This is a genomic window from Actinokineospora spheciospongiae (genome assembly GCF_000564855.1).
GTDB classification, from domain to species: Bacteria; Actinomycetota; Actinomycetes; order Mycobacteriales; family Pseudonocardiaceae; genus Actinokineospora; species Actinokineospora spheciospongiae.
Genome location: NZ_AYXG01000056.1, coordinates 25478 through 46470 on the forward strand (window position 1 = coordinate 25478; position 20993 = coordinate 46470).

The window sequence follows — 20993 nt, forward strand, 5'->3', positions numbered from 1 at the left end:
CTTGGTGTGTGGGTCACCCGAACAGCAGCGTTGACATGTGACCCCGGTCACGGGAACCTGGGTGACCCACAAACTTGGCGGACCGGAGAACCCGGCACCCGCCCGCGACGGGAGGTCGGGACGGCCGGGGGCCGCCCCGGCCTTCCGGCATTCGGGGGTCTTTCCCGACGACCGGTGTGGCGGCGGTTACGCGGGGTCCGGATCACAGGGAGCCCGCGCGGGGGCGGGGGTAGGTTCCTTGGCACATCTCGCGCGCAAGGGAGCCCGCTCATCGTGACCGCCACCACGAACTTCGAGTACACCGACGTCCTGCCGCTCGCGCCCGACACCACCACCGAGTACCGGCTCGTCAGCCCGGACGGGGTCAGCGTCGTCGAGGCCGCCGGGCGCCGGTTCCTCCAGGTCGAGCCGGAGGCGCTGACCCTGCTCGCCAAGGAGGCGATCAAGGACATCCAGCACCTGCTGCGCACCAGCCACCTCGCCCAGCTCCGCGCGATCGTCGACGACCCCGAGGCCAGCGGCAACGACCGGTTCGTGGCCATGGACCTGCTGCGCAACGCGTGCATCGCCGCGGGCGGCGTGCTGCCGATGTGCCAGGACACCGGCACCGCGATCGTCATGGGCAAGCGCAGCGAGAACGTGCTGACCGGAGGCACCGACGAGCAGGCGCTCTCCCGGGGCATCTTCGAGGCCTACCAGGAGCTGAACCTGCGGTACTCGCAGATGGCCCCGGTCACCTTCTGGGACGAGAAGAACACCGGCAGCAACCTGCCCGCCCAGATCGACATCCACACCAAGCCGGGCACCGACCCCAGCTACGAGTTCCTGTTCATGGCCAAGGGCGGCGGCTCGGCGAACAAGACCTTCCTCTACCAGGAGACCAAGGCCGTCCTGAACCCGACGCGGCTGGCGAAGTTCCTCGACGAGAAGCTGCGCTCCCTGGGCACCGCCGCCTGCCCGCCGTACCACCTGGCGATCGTCGTCGGCGGCCTCAGCGCCGAGCAGAACCTCAAGACGGCGAAGCTGGCGTCGGCCCGCTACCTGGACAACCTGCCCACCGAGGGCTCCGCCCTGGGCCACGCCTTCCGGGACGTGGACCTGGAGCGGCAGGTGCTGGACATGACCCGGCAGTTCGGCATCGGCGCCCAGTTCGGCGGCAAGTACTTCTGCCACGACGTGCGTGTGATCCGGTTGCCCCGGCACGGCGCTTCCTGCCCGGTCGGGCTCGCGGTGTCCTGCTCGGCCGACCGGCAGGCCAAGGCGAAGATCACCCCGGACGGGGTGTTCCTGGAGGCGCTGGAGCGCGACCCGGCCCAGTTCCTCCCGGAGGTGCACGGCGAGGAGCTGTCCGACGAGGTGGTCCAGGTCGACCTGACCCGGCCCATGTCGGAGATCCGCGAGCTGCTGACGACGCTGCCGGTGAAGACGCGGCTGTCGCTGACCGGTCCGCTGGTGGTGGCCCGCGACATCGCCCACGCCAAGATCAAGGAGCGCCTGGACGCGGGCGAGGGGATGCCGCAGTACCTCAAGGACCACCCGGTCTACTACGCCGGTCCGGCCAAGACCCCCGAGGGCTACGCCTCCGGTTCCTTCGGGCCGACCACCGCCGGGCGGATGGACTCCTACGTCGAGCAGTTCCAGGCCGCGGGCGGGTCGATGGTCATGCTGGCCAAGGGGAACCGCTCCAAGCAGGTGACCGACGCCTGCCAGGCGCACGGCGGCTTCTACCTGGGTTCCATCGGCGGCCCGGCCGCGCGGCTGGCGCAGGACTGCATCCGCAAGGTCGACGTGCTGGAGTACGCCGAGCTGGGCATGGAGGCGGTGTGGAAGATCGAGGTGGAGGACTTCCCGGCCTTCATCGTGGTGGACGACAAGGGCAACGACTTCTTCGCGGGCACCTCCGCGCCGACGCTGCAGATCTCGTTCCGCCGCTGACGTCCTGAGTGGACACCCGAGGGGGTCGCGCCTTGACGGGCGCGACCCCCTCGGTGTTTGATCGTCGCCGTCGCGTGTCCCAGGGGCGTCTCGCTCGGGGCATGGAGGCAGTGATCCGATCCTTGGGGGATCAGATGGCAATCCAGTTCAACCACACCATCGTGCACGCCGTCGACCGGGAGAAGTCCGCGCGCTTCTTCACCGACATGTTCGCCCTGCCCGACCCGGTCGAGTTCGGCCCGTTCCTGGCCGTGCGCCTCGCCAACGGCTGCACGCTCGACTTCGCCCAGTCACCGGGTGAGGTCGCCCCGCAGCACTACGCCTTCCTCGTCTCCGAGGAGGAGTTCGACCACGTCCACGGCCGGATCACCGAGCTGGGCCTGGACCACTGGGCCGATCCCCGGCAGCAGGGCGTGAACCGGATCAACCACAACGACGGCGGTCGCGGCGTCTACTTCCTCGACCCCAGCGGCCACTACCTCGAGGCCATCACCGTCCCCTACGGCGGTTGGTGACCCCGGACCGTCACCCGGTGGCTTCGACCACCACGGTCCGGGCGCCCAGCGGCGCCGACAGCGCGACGGTGACCACCTCCTCGGTGAGCACCTGCGTGCAGATCGGCCCGTCCACCGGGCCGCCCTGCGGGGCGGTCCTCGGCGCCAGCAGCACCCGGACCTCGTCCGCCGACTCCAGTGCCGTGCCGTCGACCCCGGCGCAGCCATCCCTGGCCACCCCGACCACGCGCAGTCCCAGACCGTCCTCGGCGACCCACGCCCGCCGTTGCCGGTACTCCGCGGGCAGCGCCCGGGTGTCCAACCGGTCGGCGGGCAGCTCGGTGTAGCCCGGCGGGGCGTCGGTCGCGGTCGGCGGCACGACCGCGACCGACGGCGCGGGCCTGCCGGTCGGCTTGTCGATCGACGGGACGACGGGCACCACGGTCTGCGCCAGCGGACCCGCCGGGAGCACCGTCGCCTCACCGGCGGTCCCAGCGGTCCCGGCGGCCCCGCAGGCCGCGAGCAGCGCCAGCGCGGAACCCGCAACCAGCGCCGACAGCAGTCTTCGTGTCATACCCGGAAGACGGACCCACCGGCCGTTCCGGTTGCACGGAGGTGCCCCGGTCGGCGGGGCAACACCGACCGGGGCACCGGGGAAGGGGTCCGTCAGCCCTTGCGCTGTTCGTTCTTGAGCACCACCGGGCGCTCGCCCAGCGGCTGCGCCAGTTCGACGGTCAGCTTCGGGTAGCGCAGGTCCATCGTGCACATCTGCGCCTCGGCGGGCGTGGTCTCCACGAGGGTGATCGCGACCTTGCTCTCGGACTGCTCGGTGATCTCCGCGCTCGCCTTGCCGCAGCCGCCCTCCTGGGCCACGACGCCGAGGGTGGACCCGTTGTCCAGCGTCCACACCATCACCGGGTAGTTCTCCTGCAACCCGGTGGTGTCCACCTGCGCGGTGGCCACCTGCACACCGCCCTCCGGGGGCGTTCGGGCGGGCTGCCGGTCGGGTTCGGCGTCCGGTGCCTGGGTCGCGGTGGCGGGCGGGGGCGCGGGCGCGGGTTCCGCCGGGCTCGTGCCGGAGCCGCAAGCGGACAGCGCGGCCAGCAGAACGCCCGCTCCGACAATGGTCTTGAGGGTGTGGAGGCGTTTCATGCCCAGGGGACGGAGGTCGCCGGGGCCGGGGTTGCACGGGTTCGTCAGACGACCGACATCTGTTTGCCGCTCAGCGGCCGCGAACAGGCCGAACACAGCAGCAGCACGGAGAACGGGTGGTCCGAGGCGCGGTGCCGGAAGACGACCGCGGGACCCTCCGGGGCCAGGAACCAGCGCTGGCCCCACTCGATCGCCGACATGACCACCGGGAAGAACGCCCGGCCCTTGTCGGTCAGCCGGTAGTCGTGCCGGTCGGCGCGGTCGGCGTCGCCGAAGGCCTCCAGCACCCCCAGCGCGCGGAAGGCGCGCAGCCGGTCGGCGATGACCGTGGCGGGGGCGCCGAGCCTGCGCTGGAACTCCGAGAACCGGTGCGCGCCGAGGTAGGCCGCACCGAGCATCGCCGCCGACCAGCGGTTGCCGATCAGCGCCCGGCTCTCCGGGAAGAACCCCGGTCCCAGGTTCGCCGAGCCGCTGGAGCGCCTGCGCATGGTGGTGTTCGGCGCCGACCGGGGCCACGAGCCGCTCGGCCCGAACGCGCCGGTCACCTCCCGCGGCGTCACCACGTCGCCGCACTCGCGGCAGGCCATCAGCGGGTCGAACAGGTTGCCGCAGGTCAGGTGGCGCATCCGGGGCAGGTGCTCGGGGTGACCGCCCGCCCAGCGCACCTCCCAGGCCCAGATGGTGACCAGCACCGGCCACAGCGCCGCCCCGCGCGGGGTCAGGTGGTACTCGCACCGCGGCGGGTCCCGGTCGTACTCGACCGGGTCGAGGATGCCCAGCTCCGACATCCGGCGCAGCCGCGAGGTCAGCACCGCCTCGGGGATCGGCAGCAGTTCCCGCCACCGCTCGGGGCGGCGCACGCCGTCCTGCATGGCGTGCCGCAGGATCAGCAGCGTCCACTCGTCGGCGGCCACGCCGATGGCGAAGGCGATGGCGTTGTCGCCGCCCGCGCCCAGTCGGCTCGGGCGGTCCGGTGGGTGCATCACGGGGAGGACAGCCCCACGGCCGCCGCCGGGTCCTCGGCGGTGCGCCAGCCGGGGAGCTGCGCGCCCGCCGCCCAGGTGCTGTGCGTGCCGCTGGAGACCCGCTCGGGCAGCCGGACCCTGGCCACCGGCCCGTCGCCGACCCGGGTGGCGTCGAAGACCAGGCACTCGGAGCGGTCCTCGGCCACGTCGGTCGTCATGGTGATCACGTAGCCGTCGTCCTCACCGCGCGAACCCACCCTGGGGGCCACCGCGGTCTCGCTGCCGAACACCCCGTCGCCGTAGCGGTAGCGCTCCTGCGCGCCGGTCAACAGGTCGTGCTTGACGAAACCGTCGAACAGGAACCAGCCGGGAACCCCGGTGGAGGCGTAGGTGTAGCGGTAGGGGCGGCCCGCGTGGCCCGCGTTGACCATGCCGAACTCGGTGATCGAGTCGGTGAGCCGCTCTTCGGTGGTCCGCCCCGTCACCAGGTTCAGCCGCCAGCGGTGCAGCCGGGTCTGCAAGCCGTCGAGGGAGAGCATCCGGAACATCTTCGCGTAGGACTGCTCACCGGGGAACACGCTGCCGCGCCCCTCCGGGTCGGACTGGAAGAAGCCGTCCAGCACGATCTCGTCGCCGTCCTCGTAGGCGTTGACGAAGTGCAGCACGAACGTCGACTCCGCCTCGAACCACCGGATGTCACCGCTACCCGCCCGCCTGGGGAGCACCCCCAGGCGCATCGGCATGTCCCGGTGGAACCGGGCGGAGTGCACGCCCCGGGCGAGGAGTTCCGGCTTCCAGAACAGGGGGCAGTCGTTGAGGATCGCGTAGTTCTCGGTGAAGGCCATGTCGTGCGGCAGCCGGGGGCCGGGCAGCTCGACGTCGGTGTAGTGCACGAGCTCGTTGTCGGGGCTGATGACGCCGTAGTGCATGTACGGCGCTTCCGTGCCGTAGTTGAAGAACAGCAGCTCACCGCTCACCGGGTCGACCTTGGGGTGCGCGGACACGCCCTCGGCGGGGAACGCCCCGCCCCAGTCGACCTTGCCGACGGTGTCGAGGGTGAGCGGGTCCAGCCGGTAGAGGTCGCCGCACTGGTAGAAGCTGGTGAGCGCGACACCCGCGTGCACGACCACGTCGGTGCTGGAGGCGTCCTTCATCCGACCGCGGGCACCCCACCCGTCCCGGCGCAGCGCGTCCTCCGGGCGCTCGGCCACCCCGGCCCACAGCGACTTGCCCGCGTCCTGCTCGGCGAGGAACCCGTCGGTGCGCACGAACCTGTTGCGGTAGAAGGCTTTGCCGTCGCGGAAACCGACCACGTGCACCATCGAGTCACCGTCGAACGGGTGATAGTTGGTCAGCGCCGGGTGCACCGGGTTCTCGGTGTTGCGCAGGTACACCCCGTCGAGGTCGGCGGGCAACTCCCCGATGACCTCGCACTCGCCCACCGCCCGCTCCACCGACTGCGGGCGCCACGGCCCGCTGCGGTAGGGGTGGTCGTCGTCGTCGGGCAGCGTGCTCAGCACCCGGCCCAGGATCTCCACGTCCACGCCTGCCATGTGCCGACCGCCTCCTTGCCCCCACCGGGAAATCGAGGCTACAACTGGCGAAGTTCCCAGGCCAGCCCCGGGGAACGAGGGGGTGTCGACGGCATGGGCGACGAGGTCTACCTGCTCGACTACGTCCGGACGCCGCTGGGCCGCGGCCGACCGGGCGGCGGGCTGCACCGGCTGAGCCCGTTGGACCTGGTCAGCGGCCTGCTGCGGGCACTGGCCGCGCGCACCCCGGCGCTGGACCCCGGCCGGGTCGACGACGTGCTGCTCGGCTGCGCCGCCCAGGTCGGCGAGCAGGGCGGCAACCCGGCGCGGACCGCGACGCTGCTGGCGGGCTGGGGCGACCGGGTGCCCGGCGCGACTGTGAACCGCTCCTCGGTCTCCGGCCTGGACGCGGTCGCCCAGGCCGCGGCCAGAATCCGCGCGGGCGAGGCCGACCTGGTGGTCGCCGGTGGTGTGGAGAGCCCGTCGCGGGTCGCGCCGCGCGCCGACCGCGCCCCGCAGTGGGACGACGCGGAGCTGGTGCGGCGCACCGGGGCCGTGCACCCGGGGGTGGCCGCCGACCTGACCGCCACCCTCGACGGCTTCACCCGCGACGACCTCGACGCCTACGCCGCGGCCTCGCACCGCAGGGCGGCGGCGACCACCACCCCGTCCCTGGTCCCGTTCGCCGGGCTGGCCCGGGACGAACTGGTCGACGGCGCCACCTCGGCCGCGGTCCTGGCCCGCCTGCCGCCCGCGTACGCCGCGCTGGGCGCGAACGGCCAGGACGCGCTCGCCCTCGCCGGGCGCGGCGGACCGGTGTCGGTCGACCACGTGCACACCGCGGCCACCTCGGCGGCCCCCGCCGACGGAGCGGCGCTGCTGCTGCTCGGCAGCGCCCGGGCAGCGCACGCCCTTGGCCGGGCACCCCGGGCGCGGGTGGTCGGCTCGGCACTGGTGGCGGGCGACCCGGCGACCACGCCGTTCACCGGACCGGCGGCGATGGCCGAGGTCCTGCGCCGCACCCGGTTCCCCCCGGACCGGATGGCGGTGCTGGCCCTCGCCGAGGTGTTCGCCGCCCCGTGCCTGCGGGTGCGGCGGGACTTCGACGCGGGCCCCGACCGGCTCAACCCGGCGGGCGGCGAGCTGGCCACCGGGCACGCGGCGGGCGCGGCCGGGGCGATCGTGCTGGGCGGGCTGCTGGAGTCGCTGGAACGCGCGGGCGGGCGGCTCGGCGTCGCCGGGATCGGTGGCGGCGCGGGCCTCGGCGCGGCTGTCCTGCTCGACCGCGGCTGACCGCATCGCGGACCCCACTCCCACCCAGTGGGAAGGCGGCGGTCTGTCCACTCATCCACGCGCAGTGTGACGGCTGTCCCACTCGGCTTCGGTGACAAATTCTCAGATCATCCGCCGAAATGCTTGTCCTCGGGTTGCGACGTTGGGGAATAACGCACTAGCGTCGATTTCAGTAGCCCCGGTTCCCCCGAACCGCCGGAACTACTGGGATTCACTTGTTTGTCCATCTCAACGATGAGAGGAACTGCCAGTGACGACAGCCATGGCTAGCAGGACGAAGCGTGCGGTGACCGGTGGCGGAGTGGTGGCTGCTCTCGCCGCGCTCGCGCTGTTCCTGTTCGGCTCGGGCAACGCCCTCGCCGCGGACAAAACACTCACCTTCTCCGGCGAGTTCCCGCTGATCGGCAAGCAGCAGGTCTCGACCGTGGTGCACGTGGACATCCCCGCGACGGCCACCCCCGGCCAGACCGTGTCGGTGCCGTTCAGCATCGATGTGGACGCGGGCGCCTCCGCCTCCGACGGCCTCCGCCTGGTCGGGGCCACCAAGATCTCCGGCAACATCAAGGCCGCGAGCGTCGTGACCCTCAGCGACGGCCAGTCCGTCTCCATCCCGGTCGAGCTGCCCATCGCCGAGACCCCGGTCCCGGCCACCGGTTCGCTGACCTTCACCGCCGAGGGCTCGGTGGACTTCACCGTCCCGACCGGTGTCGCCGCCGGTGACGCCACGGTGAGCGTCGACCCGGCCGCGGTGTCGCACATCGTGACCGACAGCTCGCTGGGTGAGTTCGACGTGAACCTGTCGCTCGACCCGACCGACCAGGACACCACCCTGGGCACCACCACCGTTGGCTGACCCCCGGGTTGTCGAGGGACACGGGATTCAGCGATACGGGGTTTGAGCACGAGAGTATGTGAGTGATTCCGACGGGAGCGGCGGACATGGGAAACCATGTCCGCCGCTTTCGTCTGCCGAGCGGCGGATATCCCTACGCGGATTCCACCGATATTCCCGAACGCATTGTGGATCTCGGGGTTGCGATCTCGGGATGGTCCTCGGGTCGCGATCTCGATCGCATCTCGGGCGGATCAGCCCCAGCCCCCACCGGCGGCGTCGGGAATGGCGAGCAGCCTGCGCGGACCGGTGTCGTGCCGCGAGGGCGGCGGCCCCACGGTGAACCGACCACCGGTGACGAACGCCCCAGCGGCCGAGACGAGGATCGGCTCCACCGCGGCCGCCCGCACCTCCGGGACGTCCTCGGCCAAGGCGGCCACCCGCAGCACGAGCCGCTCCAGCGCGGCCAGGTCAGCGGGCTCCCCGCCGCCGTACCCGGCCAGCAGCGGCGCCGCCCTGGGCGCGCGCACCAGCGCGGCGGCGTCGGAGTCGGTCATCGGCACCGCCCGGTGCGCCCGGTCCCCGAGCAGGTCGCTGACCATCCCGGACAGCCCGAAGGAGACCAGGGTGCCGAAGGAGGGGTCGTCCTGCAGCCCGACGGTGCAGGAGTTGCCCTTGGGCGCCATGCGCTGCACGTAGACGCCGTCCTCGCCGGAGACGGCGCGCAGGTCGGCGTACGCGGCGCGGATGGCGTCGGCGCTGGTGAGGTCCAGCCGCACCCCCACCAGGTCGGCCCGGTGCCGGAACCGGCGGCTCGCGGTCTTGAGCGCGACCGGCAGCCCCAGCTCCACCCCCACCGCCACGGCCGCCTCGGCGTCGTCGACGATCCGGAACGGCACCATGTCGATGCCGTAGCAGGCCAGCAGCCGCACCACCTGGTCGTCGGTCAGCTCCACGACACCCCCGCCCCCACCGGCCAGCGCCTCGGCGACGACGGCCACCGCCCCGGCCCGGTCGATCCCCTCCGGCCGGGTGAACGTCCCAGCGGGTGACAGCCGCCAGCGCGCGTACGCGGTGGCCCGCGCCAGCGCCAGCGCCGCCCGCTCCGGACTGGGGTAGGAGGGCACCGAACCCCGCCCCGGGGCGCCGTCGGGCCCGGGCACCACCAGCTCCGCCGGGATGCCCTCGGCGGCCAGGAACGTGCTGACGATCGGCTTGCCCGCCGCCTCGGCCGACTCGGCCACGGCCTCCCGCAGTGCCCGCGCGTAGGCGGTGCCCGGGATGGCCAGCGGCGGCACGAACACCACGATCAGCGCGTCCACGTCGGACCGCAGCAGCGCGTCGGCCACCGCCGAGGCGAACACGTCCGGACCGGCCTGCGCCCCCACGTCCACCGGGTCCCCGGCCAGGGTCAACCCCTGCCCCACCGCGGCGTCAGCGGCCAGCAGCCCGATCGCCGAGGAGTTGCCGACCACCGCCACCCGGTCCCCCGGCGGCAGCGGCTGGTGGGCCAGCACCAGGGCGGTGTCGAACAGTTGCGCGATCGACTCGACCCGGATCACCCCGGCCTGCTCGAACAGCGCCTGCACGCTGTTCTCGTCCACCGCGACCCCGGTGGCGGACAGCGCGGGCAGCACCCCGCGGGCCCCGGACTTCACCGCCACCACCGGCTTGGTGCGGCTGAGCCGCCGCGCCAGCCGGGCGAACTTGCGCGGGTTGCCGAAGGTCTCCAGGTACAGCAGCACCACGTCGGTCGCGCTGTCGGTCTGCCAGTACTGCAACAGGTCGTTGCCGGACACGTCGGCCCGGTTGCCCGCCGAGACGAATGTGGACAGCCCCAGCCCGCGCGCGGCCGCGTCGGCGAGGATGGCGGTCCCCAGGGCACCGGACTGGCAGAAGAACCCGGTCCGCCCCGGCCCCGGCAGCGTCGGCGCCAGCGTCGCGTTGAGCCGCACCGCCGGGTCCAGGTTCACCACCCCGAGCGCGTTCGGCCCCACGACGCGCATCCCGTGCGCCCTGGCCTCCTCGGCCAGCCGCCGCTCCGCCCCGCGCCCGTCCGGTCCGGTCTCGCCGAACCCGGAGGTCACCACCATCAGCGTCTTCACGCCCTTGGCCAGGCACCCGTCCATCACCTCGTCGACGCTGGCCGCGGGCACGGTGACCACGGCCAGGTCGACCGGGTCGGGGATGTCCAGCACGGAGGGGTAGGCGCGCACCCCGCGCACCGAGCGGTGCTCGGCGTTGACCGGGAACACCGGCCCGGCGAAGTCGGCGGCCAGCAGGTTCCCCAGCACCGCCCACCCGATCTTGGTGGGGTCGGTGGACGCGCCGATGACCGCCACCGACCGCGGGTGCAGCAGGTTGTGCACGCTGCGCGCCTCGGCGGCCTGCTCCCGCGAGTGCGCCACCTCCACCGAGGCCTCGGTCGGGTCGATGTCGAACTCCAGGTGCAGCACCCCCTCGTCGAACGCCCGGCTCACCACGTACCCCGCGTCGCGGAACACCCGCACCATCTGCGCGTTGTCCGACAACACCTCGGCGACGAACTTGTCCAACCCGCGCTCCCTGGCCGCGGCGGCCAGGTGCTCCAGCAGGATCGACCCGAGCCCCCGCCCCTGGTGGTCGTCCTCGACGACGAACGCCACCTCCGCGGAGTTCCCGTCCGGCAGCCCCTCGTACCGCCCGACGGCGATGATCTCGTCACCGAGCAGCGCGATGAACGCGACCCGGCTGTGGTGGTTGACGGTGCTGAAGCGCTTGAGGTCGCGGTCGGGGATGCGCGGGTACGGCCCGAAGTAGCGCAGGTACCGGGTCCGCTGCGACAACCGCCCGTGGAACGCCCGCAGCACCTCGGCATCACTGGGCACGATCGGTCGCAGGTGGACGGTCCCCCCATCCGACAACACCACATCGGCCTCCCACCGACGCGGGTAGTCGTACGGGTCGTCCACCACTACCCCACCCGTGCCCGCTCCCGAACCCGATCCGGAGCCCGCACTCACCGCTGCGCCACCGCCCACCCCCGTCCCGGCACCCGCGCTCACCCCACCACCCGCACCCACCCCGGCGCCCAAGCTCGCCTCGGCGCCCGCGCCCACCCCGACAGCCGCGCCCACCCCGCTGCTCGCACCTGGCCCAGCAACCGCGCCCGCCCCGGTACTCGCACCTGGCCCGGCAACCGCGCCGGCACTCGCACCTGGCCCGGCAACCGCGCCCGCGCCAGCATCCGCGCTCACCCCACCACCACCCGTACCCATCCCGGCGCCCGAAGTCACCCCGGCACCTGCTTTCGCCCCGGTGCCCGGAGCGGCGCCCGGGCTTAGGCCCGCGTTCCCTGCAGAGCCGGGATCGGCACCCGAGCCCGCACCCACGGGCACACCGGTGCTGGGGTCGGTGCCCGGGCCCATGCCCGCGTTTCCCGCGAAGCCGGGATCGGCACCCGAGCCCGCGCCCACGGGCGCACCGGTGCCGGGGTCGGTGCCCGAAGCCGGGGTCGTACTTCTGTCCGCGTCCTGGCCGGCGTCCGCCATGTCAGTCCCTAGGGTCGTCCGGGTCGAGGCCGTGCAGCGGGAAGATCGCCCGGCGCACGTCGCGGATGGCCGCGTCCACCGGCGTCTCCAACGCCCCGTCCCACGGGGCGAAGGCGGTGTCGGTGCCCTCCCCCATGGCCAACGGCAGGTCGGCGTTGGGCGCGACCCGCCGCACGGTGTCGAGCCACTCGGTGGGCACCCGCGTCGCCGGGTCGAGGTCCCGGTCGAGCACGGTCGCCAACAGGTGGGTCCACGACCGGGGTACCACGCGCAGCAGCTGGTAACCCCCGCCGCCGGTGGCCAACCAGCGCCCACCCGCGTGTTCCTCGGCGAGCGCCCGCAGCGCCCGGTAGGTGGCCCGGTGCCCGTCCACCGACAGCGACAGGTCGGCCAGCGGGTCCTCCTCGTGGGTGTCCACCCCGCACTGGGTGACCAGGACCTGCGGCTTGAACGCCCCGAGCAGCGAAGGCACCACGGCGTGGAAGGCCCGCTGCCAGTCCGGATCACGGGTGCGCGGCGGCAGCGGCACGTTCACCGCGCTGCCCTGCGCCGACCGCGAGCCCAGTTCGGTGACGAACCCGGTCCCCGGCCACAGCGTCGCCGGGTGCTGGTGCAGCGAGATCGTCAGCACCCTGGGGTCGTCGTAGAACGCCGCCTGCACACCGTCCCCGTGGTGCACGTCCACGTCGATGTAGGCGACGCGGTCGAACCCGTTGTCCAGCAGCCAGGAGATCGCCACCGCGCAGTCGTTGTACACGCAAAACCCGGCCGCCCGGTCCCGCATGGCGTGGTGCAGCCCACCGGCGATGCTCACCGCCCGCAGGCTCTCCCCCGCCGCGATCCGCTGCGCCGCCAACAGCGTCCCCCCCACCACCAACGAGGAAGCGGCGTGCATCCGGTCGAACACGGGGTTGTCCGCGGTCCCCAACCCGTGCCCGACGTCCCACGACGCCATCGGCGCCTCCCGCACAGCGGCGACGTAGGCCACCTCGTGCACGCGTTCCAGGTCGGCGTCGCTCGCGGCCTCCGGCACGTGCAGCTCCACCCCGTCGAGCACCCCGAGCGCCCGGGCCAACCGCATGGTCAGCTCCAGCCGGATGGGGTTGAACGGGTGGTCGCCGCCCAGGTCGTAGTCGAGCAGCGCGGCATCCCAGACGACAGTGGCGGCTCCATCACCCATGCCAGCACCCTAGTGGCCCACCCACCCCCCGGAGCCGTGAGTGCTCCGCGCCACTGACCACCGCCCTGCGGCCCAGCCCTCACGACCACAGCGATCCAGCTCCGAAGCCCCGCGCCTGACGCACAGCAAGCAGGGCACCTCGGTGGCCCGAGCCCAGCGGGCTGTAACCCAGTGGCTGCACCCCAGTGACTCGACCTCAGTGGCTTGCCCACCGAGCAGGCACCTCGGCACCCAGCCGCACGGGACCGGCACCCTGGCAACTCAGGCCCGGCCGCCGGACAGGTCAGTGGCCGGGTTCGTCTCCCGTCGCGGCGGGGCGGGTCGGGTCCGCCGACCAGGCCGACCACGAGCCCGCGTACAGCGCGGCGGGCGCCTGCGGCCCGGTCACCCCGGCCACCTCCAGCGCCAGCACCACCGACGACGCCGTCACCCCCGACCCGCAGTAGGCGCCGACCTGACCGCCCGGCACGACCCCGAGCCCGGCGAACCGCGCGGCCAGCGCCTCGGGCGCCAACCACCGACCGTCCGGCCCCACGTGCCCGGCGAATGGGGCGTTGACCGCTCCCGGCACGTGCCCGGCCCTGGGGTCGACCGGCTCGACGTCACCCCGGTAGCGCTCCGGTGCCCGCGCGTCGAGCAGCACCCCGGTCCCGGCGAGCGCGGCGGCGCCGTCCGCGTCGAGCACCGGCATCCCACCCGGACGCACCACGACATCCCCCGGGTCGGGCGTCGGCACCGCCGTGCTGACCGCCCCGCCCCCGGCCACCCAGGCCGCGTACCCGCCGTCGAGGACGGCCACGTCCACGTGGCCCGCCCACCGCAGCAGCCACCAGGCCCGGGCGGCGACCGACCCGTTGTCGGCGTCGTAGACCACCACCGGCCGGTCCGCGCCGACCCCCGCCGCGCGCAGCACGCGTTGCAGATCGGCGGGGTCCGGCAGCGGGTGCCTGCCCCCGGCCCCCGGCGGGGAGGCCAGCTCGGTGTCCAGGTCGACGAAGACCGCCCCGGGGACGTGCCCGGCGTCGTACTCCTCACGCCCAGGCGGACCCCCGAGCCGCCAGCGGACGTCCAGCAGGACCGGCGGGAGGGGTCCGACCAGCGAAGTGGCGAGGTCGGCGGCGGACACGAGCGGACTGGTGAAGGTACCCACGCCGCCCATCCTGCCGAAGCCACCCCACCGGGGCCGAGCCGGTCACCCACCGCGACGGGCACGCTGCTCCGGAGGGGGGAGCGGCTAACATGGTGGTGACGAAGGGGAACCGACGTGAACGATCTCATCGACACCACCGAGATGTACCTCCGCACCATCTACGAACTCGAAGAGGAGGGCGTCGTCCCCCTGCGCGCCCGGATCGCCGAACGCCTCGGGCAGAGCGGTCCGACCGTGAGCCAGACCGTCGGCCGGATGGAGCGCGACGGGCTCCTCGTGGTCGCCGGGGACCGGCACCTGGAGCTGACCGACCACGGCCGCTCCCTGGCCGTCGCGGTCATGCGCAAGCACCGGCTCGCCGAGCGCCTCCTGGTCGACGTGATCGGCCTGGAGTGGGAGCACGTGCACAGCGAGGCGTGCCGGTGGGAGCACGTGATGAGCGAGGCGGTCGAGCGCAAGCTGGTGCGCCTGCTCGGCAACCCCACCACCTCCCCGTACGGCAACCCCATCCCCGGGCTGGACAAGCTCGGCGACGGGGAGCCCGCACCGCCGGTCGAGGCGGGTCTGGTCCGCATCGACGAGGTGGCCAGGCGCGGCGGCGGCCAGGTGGAGATCCGCCGGATCGCCGAGCACGTGCAACTGGACCCGGACCTGATGGCCGACCTCAAGTCCGTCGGCATCCTGCCCGGCAACGTGGTCGACGTCGGCCCGTCCAAGGGTGACGGCAACTCGATCGAGGTGACCGGCGCGGGCAACTCCGCGGAGCTGGCGCCCGCAGTCCTGCACGCGGTCCTGGTCCGCGCGAGGTGAGCCCGGTCGATCGAGCCGCCGAGCGGTTCCGGCGGCTCCTCGACCAGCCCCCGGACGGGGTGTGGTCGGCCCCCGGTCGGGTCAACCTCATCGGGGAGCACACCGACTACAACGACGGCCTCGTGCTGCCGTTCGCCCTGCCGCACCGGGTGGCGGTCGCCGCGTCCGCGCGCGCGGACGGCAGGCTCACCATGATCACCGTCGGAGACGACGGCGTGCCGCAGCGCGCCCGCCCCGCCGCGGTGTCCGATCTGGAACCCGGCTCGGTGACCGGCTGGGCGGCCTTCCCGTCCGGCGTGGCCTGGGCGCTGCGCGAGGCCGGTGTCGCCGAGGGCGGTGCCGACCTGGTCATCTCCGGTGACGTCCCGGCCGGGGCGGGACTGTCCTCGTCGCACGCGTTGCAGTGCGCGGTCGCCCTGGCCCTGCTGGGGCTGGCGGGGGTGGTTCCGGACGAGGACTCCTCCCCCACCCTGGCCGAGGTCGCCCGGTGGGTGCAGCGCTCGGAGAACGACTTCGTCGGCGCCCCCACCGGCCTGCTCGACCAGACCGCCTCGCTGTGCTGCGTGGCCGCGCACGCGCTGTTCCTCGACGTCCGCTCCGGCGCCCGCGAGCAGGTCCCGTTCGACGCGTCCGCCGCGGACCTGGAGGTCCTGGTGATCGACACCAGGACCAAGCACTCGCTGGCCGACTCCGCCTACGGCGAGCGCAGGCGCGGTTGCGAGCGCGCCGCCGCCCTGCTCGGCGTGCCCGCCCTGCGCGACGTGCCCGCGGCGGGCCTGGCCGAGACGCTGGCGGCGTTGCCGGAGGACCTGCGGCCGCTGGTGCGGCACGTGGTCACCGAGAACGAACGGGTGCTGACCGTGGTGACCGCGCTGCGGGCGGGCGCGCTGGCCGACATCGGTCCCCACCTGACCGCCTCGCACACCAGCCTCCGCGACGACTACCGGGTCTCCTGCCGCGAACTCGACGTGGCGGTGGAGGCGGCTGTCGGCGCGGGCGCGCTGGGGGCCAGGATGACCGGCGGTGGCTTCGGCGGCTCCGCGATCGCGCTGGTGCCCCTGGACCGCTCTGACGCGGTGCGCGAGGCGGTGTCGACCGCCTACGACCGCGCGGGCCTGGGCGCGCCGCGGATGTTCACGGCCGTGCCGTCCGCGGGCGCGCGCCGCGACGCGTGACATCCGCTCGGCCCCGGGCACGAGCCGGAGGACGCGGGGCACCCGCGGATGAGAGATCCCGAACAACAGACGAACGAAGGCGAGGAACACGGTGAAGCTGCTCGTGACGGGTGGGGCCGGGTACGTCGGCAGCGTGTGCGCGGCCCGACTGGTCGAGACCGGCCACGACGTGGTCGTGGTGGACGACCTGTCGACCGGCCACGAGGACGCGGTGCCCGAGGGTGCCCGGTTCGTCCGCGCCGACATCGGCGAGGCGGCGGGCGACCTGCTGGCCGAGGGGTACGACGGTGTGCTGCACTTCGCGGCGAAGTCACTGGTCGGCGAGTCCATGGTGGACCCGGCGAAGTACTGGAACGGCAACGTGCTCACCTCCTTGAAGCTGCTGGCGGCCATGCGCGAGCACGGCACGCCCCGGTTGGTCTTCTCCTCCACGGCGGCCACCTACGGCGAGCCGGAGCAGGTGCCGATCCTGGAGACGGCACCCACCCGCCCGACCAACACCTACGGCGCCACCAAGCTGGCCATCGACCACGCGATCACCTCCTACGCCAAGGCGCACGGCCTGGCCGCGGTGAGCCTGCGGTACTTCAACGTCGCGGGCGCCTACGGCGGCTTCGGCGAGCGGCACACCACCGAGACCCACCTCATCCCGATCGTGTTGCAGGTCGCCATGGGCACCCGGGACAAGATCTCGATCTACGGCGAGGACTACCCCACCGCCGACGGCACCTGCGTGCGCGACTACATCCACGTGCTCGACCTGGCCGCCGCGCACCTGCTCGCGCTGGAGCACGCGGTCAAGGGCGAGCACCAGGTCTTCAACCTGGGCACCGGCACCGGCTTCTCCAACCGGCAGGTCGTGCAGACCTGCCGCGAGGTCACCGGCCACCCGATCCCCGCCGAGTTCGCCGCCCGCCGCGCGGGCGACCCGGCCGTCCTGGTCGCCTCCGCCGACGCCGCCGCCGAGGTGCTCGGCTGGTCCCCGGAGCGCGCCGACCTCACCACCATCATCAGCGACGCCTGGGAGTTCACCCGGGCCCGCGGCTGACCGCCCCCGGTCGGGGCCACCGGGTGCGGTGGCCCCGACCGGTCCGGCCGCGGCGCGCCGGTGCCGACCGGTCATCAGCCGATCGACCGGGTGATCATGTCGCGGAATTCGTCCGGCGGCAGGGCCCGTTCCAGGCAGGCGCGCATGAGCGCGGCGAGGTTGTTGTCCGCGTCGGCCGCGTTCGCGAGCTCGAGTGCCATCTGGGCGAGGGCGCCGTCTCCGCGCAGGTAGGCGTGCACGGCCAGCAGGCAGGCGGGAACCGACCGGTGCGGGTCGGGGAGCATCCGGACCAGGCGCGTCCACAGGCGTTCGGCCACCCCGGCGCGTTCGGTGAGGGCGATGGTCAGGCAGTGGCCCCGGATGTCCGCATCGGACAGCGCGATCGCCAGCCCGGCGACCAGGTCGTCGTCGAGCTCGGGTTCCGGTGCGGGCGGGTCGCTCGCACCGGCGGCGAACATCTCCGAGATGGTCTCGTCGATCAGCGACGGGTCGGGCGGCGTGGTGGCGGACCGGATGAGCGCCGCGCGGCGGGCCAGGTCGACCCGGGGGTCCGGGGTCAGGGTGTCGGCGAGCGACTGCCGGTCGGGGTAGCGCACGGCGCCCGCCACGGTCATCGCCACGGCCAGGGCCGAGGTGTCCGGGTCGACGACCGTCCCGGTGCAGGCGCAGTCCGCGTAGCACCACCACGGTTGGCCCTCGACCGTCGCCGGGGCCCACAGGGCGTGCGGGACGGTGACGGAGGCGGCCTCCAGGTTGACCACCACGCGCCGCACCAGGTCCTTGTGCGCCAGGCGTTCACCGCCCACCAGCACGAGGAACGCGGCGGACGCGGAGTGGCCGGTGGTGATCTCGGTGAGGTGTCTGGCCATCCCCCCGTAGTCCTCGGGCACCGGGATGTCGGCCCGGATCACGGTGCCGATGGCGGCGTCGCCCCCGCCGCGGCGCTCGACGACCGTGATCAGGACGAGCGAGTCGACCGGGTGGAAGCCGAGGAGGTTCGGCACGGCGGCCACGAGGTCGCCGCCGTCGTGCAGGGCCAGGGTTGTGCGCAGTGGCGTCGGTGTCATGGGTCCACAGTGCGACCGCGGCCGTGGCGGCCGAAAGGGGTTCTTCCCGCCTGTGGATGAATTTGACCCATGTGGACAGGAAGGCCCGACGGGGCCGCCGGATCAGCGGACTTGTCGGGCCTTCCTGCTAACCTCCGTCGGCCGGGCCGACTGTCCTCTGTAGAGTGAAGAACCTAGCCGCAGTGCTCGAAAGCGCTGGTGTAGGTCGACGAACCCGCGGACCCGCCCCACTTCACGCACTTGGCCGCGGCCGACTTGGTGACCGGTCCGGCGTAGTAGGCGAACGACCCGGAGTCCGTGGTCCGGGTGCCGCCCTGGACCTCCAGGAAGGCGGACACCGACGACGCCGAGCCGATCGAGGTGGACTTGATCGTGGCGACGCAGTTGCTGCCGGTGGAGGCGTTGTACATCAGGTAGACGCGGCCCGCGGTGCCCAGCGCGGCGGAGTCGATCTGGCTGAACGCGCTGCCGCAGACCTCCTCGGCGGTGTACGGGTTGGAGCTGCCGGAGCACCTGTTGTTGCTCGTGTAGTTCTTCGTGCCCCAGTAGAGCGCGGTGGCACCGTTGAACACAGCTCGCTGGGCGACGCCGTTGAGCAGTTCCTCGAAGTGCAGGTGCGCCCCGGTCGACCCGCCGGTGTTGCCGACGTTGCCGATCTGGGCGCCCTGGGCGACGCTCTGGCCCACCGAGACGCGCTGCGCGGAGAGGTGGGCGTACCGGGTGCGCCAGCCGGAGCCGTGGTCGATCTCGATCCACCGGCCGTAGCTGGTGCTGCCCTCGTTGGCGACCCGCGACACGGTGCCGCCCGCGGCGGCGACCACCGGGTCCCCGTCGTCGTTGGTCCGGTTGAAGTCGACCGCGTTCGCCGGGCTGTGGTTGGTGCGGGTCTGCCCCGACCACACCTGGTTGCACGGGAACGGTAGCTGGAACGAAGGCGCCGCGGACGCGACACCGGCCCCGACGACGAGCACACCCGCAGTCACGACGGCGGTGCCCACCAGGGTCATGAGCTTCCGTACCTTACCCATCTCCACCTCCGCAAACGTCGATTCGGAGCGATACGACCACGCTCCGTGCGCAGACCCAAAGCCTTTCCCACCGATTAAGGGGTGAGGGTTTGGCGAACAAGGGGGTGTCCGGGTGACCCGCGGCCGCAGGCGATCCGGGGACGGGTGCCGGGTCCGGTGGGTAGCCTCCCCGGCGTGGAGACTCGCGTGGAAGCCCCGATCGTCGCCGTGACCGTCTACCCCGGACAGGCCAGGGTGACCAGGCGCGGCAGGGTGGCGGTGGAGCCCGGGGAGCACCGGGCGCGGGTCGGCGGGCTGCCGCTGGGCCTGCACCCCGACTCGGTCCGGGTCAGCGGCCGCGGCCCGGCGACCGTGCTGGGAGTGGACGTGCGCCACGAGCACAACGCCCGCACCCCGGACGGTGCCCTGGCCGAGCTGGAGGCCGGCCGCGACGCCCTGCGCGCCCGCCTGCACGAGCTCGGCGACCAGGACACCGTCCTCGGCGCCCGGGTCGACCTGCTGACGGCCTTGGGCACGCGCACCGGCAGCACGTTCGCCCAGGCCCTGGCGAAGGGCGAGACCGAGCCCGCCAGGGTGGCCGAGGTGGGCGACGCGCTCGCGGGCCAACTGACCGCCGTGCTGCGCGAGCGGCGCGCCCTCACCGAGACCCGGCAGCGCGTGCAGGCCGAGCACGACGAGGCGCAGCGGCGGATCGCCGACCGCGGCCGCGAACGCGCCCCGGACCGCCGGGTCGTCGAGGTCGAGCTGGGGGCCGACCAGGCGGGCGAGGTGGAGCTGGAAGTCTCGTACCTGGTCGACGCGGCGGGGTGGGAATCGCGCTACGACGTGCGGCTGACCGGCGGCACCCTGCGGCTGACCTGGTACGGGCTCGTCACCCAGCACAGCGGCGAGGACTGGCCGGAGTGCGAGCTGCGGCTCTCGACCGCGCGCCCGGCGACCACCGTCGAGGTCCCGGAGCTGGCACCGTGGTACCTCGACGTACCGCGCCCGCCCGCACCGAGGATGGCCGCCCAGGCGAATTACGGCGCGGCCATGCCGATGGCCGCGGCGCCCGGTGGCGCGGTCCCCGCCCCGAAGGCGATGACCGAGGCGGTGGCCGCGGTCGAGCACAGCACCGCGTCGACCACCTACCGCCCGTCGCGACCGGTCGCGGTGCCCTCGGACGGCGGCGCCCACCGCACGACCGTGGCCGCGGTGGACCTGCCCGCGGCGGTCGACCACGTGACGGTCCCGCTGCGCGGTCCCGAGGCCTACCTGCGCGCCACCGTGGTCAACACCTCCGAGCACGCACTGCGGCCGGGCCGGGCGTCGATCTTCCACGACAGCGAGTTCGTCGGGGTGACCGACCTGGCGCCGTGGGCGCCGGGCGAGGAGATCGAGCTGACCCTGGGCATCGACGACCGGGTGCGGGTGGAGCGCGAGCTGGTCCGGCGCGCGGCGGGCAAGGCGGTGATGGGCGGGACGCGCAGGCAGGAGGTGTCCTACCGGATCAGGGTGGGCAACTACGGTCCGCACCCCGCCCGGGTCACCGTGATCGACCAGCTCCCGGTCTCCCGCGTCGAATCGGCGGTCGTGCGGGACGTGGCCCTGCACCCGCAGCCCGCCGAGACCACGGAGCTGGGCGAGGTGACCTGGCGCATGGAGCTGCCGCCGGGTCAGACCGGTGAGATCTCCTTCGGGTTCCGCGTGGACATCGCCAAGGGCGTGACCATCACCGGCTGGCGCGACTGACGGAGGACCCGCAACGGTCGTCCACCCGCTGCGATCGGGCCTGTGGACAACTTCCCCGGCCCGACCCGGCT

17 protein-coding genes are annotated in these 20993 nt (G+C 73.4%); 8 read left to right on the forward strand and 9 right to left on the reverse strand.

The genetic code is table 11. The annotated features are described in order from the left end of the window. Positions 1-273: 273 nt before the first annotated feature. Together UO65_RS07735 and UO65_RS07740 are read left to right on the forward strand one after the other, a co-directional pair. Positions 274-1935, forward strand: coding sequence for a fumarate hydratase (locus tag UO65_RS07735; RefSeq protein WP_084175382.1), 1662 nt, complete (start codon positions 274-276; stop codon positions 1933-1935). Between the two features lie 134 nt (positions 1936-2069). Further along, positions 2070-2450 (forward strand): VOC family protein, encoded by a 381-nt coding sequence (locus UO65_RS07740; protein WP_035280059.1) that lies wholly within the window; start codon positions 2070-2072, stop codon positions 2448-2450. A gap of 10 nt (positions 2451-2460) precedes the next feature. On the opposite strand, the gene UO65_RS07745 is transcribed toward UO65_RS07740, so the two are convergent. The 4 genes from UO65_RS07745 to UO65_RS07760 form a co-directional block, all read right to left on the reverse strand. Continuing rightward, positions 2461-3003: a hypothetical protein gene (locus UO65_RS07745; protein ID WP_035280060.1), complete on the reverse strand. Its 543-nt coding sequence runs from the start codon at positions 3001-3003 to the stop codon at positions 2461-2463. A 92-nt stretch (positions 3004-3095) separates the two neighbouring features. Beyond that, positions 3096-3581, reverse strand: coding sequence for a hypothetical protein (locus UO65_RS07750; protein ID WP_035280061.1), 486 nt, complete (start codon positions 3579-3581; stop codon positions 3096-3098). Positions 3582-3625: 44 nt separating this feature from the next. Then, complete coding sequence (locus tag UO65_RS07755) at positions 3626-4564, reverse strand: winged helix-turn-helix transcriptional regulator (protein WP_035280062.1); 939 nt, start codon at positions 4562-4564, stop codon at positions 3626-3628. After that, on the reverse strand, positions 4564-6099 hold the full coding sequence (locus UO65_RS07760) for a carotenoid oxygenase family protein (protein WP_233427475.1): 1536 nt from the start codon (positions 6097-6099) through the stop codon (positions 4564-4566). Before UO65_RS07760 ends, UO65_RS07755 begins: the two co-directional genes overlap by 1 nt. A 93-nt stretch (positions 6100-6192) precedes the next feature. On the opposite strand from UO65_RS07760, the gene UO65_RS07765 reads away from it, so the two are divergent. Together UO65_RS07765 and UO65_RS07770 are read left to right on the forward strand one after the other, a co-directional pair. Then, positions 6193-7371: an acetyl-CoA C-acyltransferase gene (locus UO65_RS07765; RefSeq protein WP_035280064.1), complete on the forward strand. Its 1179-nt coding sequence runs from the start codon at positions 6193-6195 to the stop codon at positions 7369-7371. A gap of 304 nt (positions 7372-7675) precedes the next feature. Next, entirely contained in the window at positions 7676-8224 is a 549-nt protein-coding gene (locus UO65_RS07770) for a DUF6801 domain-containing protein (RefSeq protein ID WP_035280083.1), read from the forward strand. Positions 8225-8457: 233 nt separating this feature from the next. On the opposite strand, the gene UO65_RS07775 is transcribed toward UO65_RS07770, so the two are convergent. The 3 genes from UO65_RS07775 to UO65_RS07785 all read right to left on the reverse strand — a co-directional run bounded on the left by UO65_RS07775 (position 8458) and on the right by UO65_RS07785 (position 14072). Then, a complete protein-coding gene (locus UO65_RS07775) occupies positions 8458-11610 on the reverse strand; it encodes a bifunctional acetate--CoA ligase family protein/GNAT family N-acetyltransferase (protein ID WP_411431346.1) in 3153 nt (1050 codons plus the stop codon). Positions 11611-11734: 124 nt separating this feature from the next. Beyond that, on the reverse strand, positions 11735-12913 hold the full coding sequence (locus UO65_RS07780; protein WP_035280066.1) for an acetoin utilization protein AcuC: 1179 nt from the start codon (positions 12911-12913) through the stop codon (positions 11735-11737). Positions 12914-13196: 283 nt separating this feature from the next. Beyond that, on the reverse strand, positions 13197-14072 hold the full coding sequence (locus UO65_RS07785; protein ID WP_035280067.1) for a sulfurtransferase: 876 nt from the start codon (positions 14070-14072) through the stop codon (positions 13197-13199). Between the two features lie 105 nt (positions 14073-14177). On the opposite strand from UO65_RS07785, the gene UO65_RS07790 reads away from it, so the two are divergent. The 3 genes from UO65_RS07790 (at position 14178) to galE (ending at position 17096) form a co-directional block, all read left to right on the forward strand. After that, positions 14178-14873, forward strand: a complete 696-nt coding sequence (locus UO65_RS07790) for a metal-dependent transcriptional regulator (RefSeq protein ID WP_035280068.1) — start codon at positions 14178-14180, stop codon at positions 14871-14873. Beyond that, entirely contained in the window at positions 14870-16048 is a 1179-nt protein-coding gene (gene galK / locus UO65_RS07795) for a galactokinase (RefSeq protein WP_035280069.1), read from the forward strand. Before UO65_RS07790 ends, galK begins: the two co-directional genes overlap by 4 nt. A gap of 91 nt (positions 16049-16139) precedes the next feature. Then, complete coding sequence (galE, locus tag UO65_RS07800) at positions 16140-17096, forward strand: UDP-glucose 4-epimerase GalE (protein ID WP_035280071.1); 957 nt, start codon at positions 16140-16142, stop codon at positions 17094-17096. A gap of 74 nt (positions 17097-17170) precedes the next feature. On the opposite strand, the gene UO65_RS07805 is transcribed toward galE, so the two are convergent. Together UO65_RS07805 and UO65_RS07810 are read right to left on the reverse strand one after the other, a co-directional pair. Continuing rightward, a complete protein-coding gene (locus tag UO65_RS07805; protein WP_035280072.1) occupies positions 17171-18163 on the reverse strand; it encodes a DUF4192 domain-containing protein in 993 nt (330 codons plus the stop codon). A gap of 173 nt (positions 18164-18336) precedes the next feature. Continuing rightward, positions 18337-19191, reverse strand: a complete 855-nt coding sequence (locus tag UO65_RS07810) for a M23 family metallopeptidase (RefSeq protein WP_035280074.1) — start codon at positions 19189-19191, stop codon at positions 18337-18339. Positions 19192-19365: 174 nt separating this feature from the next. Between UO65_RS07810 and UO65_RS07815 the strand changes: the two genes are divergently transcribed. Continuing rightward, positions 19366-20922: a mucoidy inhibitor MuiA family protein gene (locus tag UO65_RS07815; RefSeq protein WP_035280075.1), complete on the forward strand. Its 1557-nt coding sequence runs from the start codon at positions 19366-19368 to the stop codon at positions 20920-20922. Positions 20923-20993: the final 71 nt, after the last annotated feature.

Excerpts from the sequence above, each read along its gene's own strand:
- UO65_RS07740 (WP_035280059.1), top strand. The coding sequence starts at position 2,070 with ATGGCAATCCAGTTCAACCACACCATCGTGCACGCCGTCGACCGGGAG.
- UO65_RS07745 (WP_035280060.1), bottom strand. The coding sequence starts at position 3,003 with ATGACACGAAGACTGCTGTCGGCGCTGGTTGCGGGTTCCGCGCTGGCG.
- UO65_RS07750 (WP_035280061.1), bottom strand. The coding sequence starts at position 3,581 with ATGAAACGCCTCCACACCCTCAAGACCATTGTCGGAGCGGGCGTTCTG.
- UO65_RS07755 (WP_035280062.1), bottom strand. The coding sequence starts at position 4,564 with ATGCACCCACCGGACCGCCCGAGCCGACTGGGCGCGGGCGGCGACAAC.
- UO65_RS07760 (WP_233427475.1), bottom strand. The coding sequence starts at position 6,099 with ATGGCAGGCGTGGACGTGGAGATCCTGGGCCGGGTGCTGAGCACGCTG.
- UO65_RS07765 (WP_035280064.1), top strand. The coding sequence starts at position 6,193 with ATGGGCGACGAGGTCTACCTGCTCGACTACGTCCGGACGCCGCTGGGC.
- UO65_RS07775 (WP_411431346.1), bottom strand. The coding sequence starts at position 11,610 with ATGGGCCCGGGCACCGACCCCAGCACCGGTGTGCCCGTGGGTGCGGGC.
- UO65_RS07780 (WP_035280066.1), bottom strand. The coding sequence starts at position 12,913 with ATGGGTGATGGAGCCGCCACTGTCGTCTGGGATGCCGCGCTGCTCGAC.
- UO65_RS07785 (WP_035280067.1), bottom strand. The coding sequence starts at position 14,072 with ATGGGCGGCGTGGGTACCTTCACCAGTCCGCTCGTGTCCGCCGCCGAC.
- UO65_RS07805 (WP_035280072.1), bottom strand. The coding sequence starts at position 18,163 with ATGACACCGACGCCACTGCGCACAACCCTGGCCCTGCACGACGGCGGC.
- UO65_RS07810 (WP_035280074.1), bottom strand. The coding sequence starts at position 19,191 with ATGGGTAAGGTACGGAAGCTCATGACCCTGGTGGGCACCGCCGTCGTG.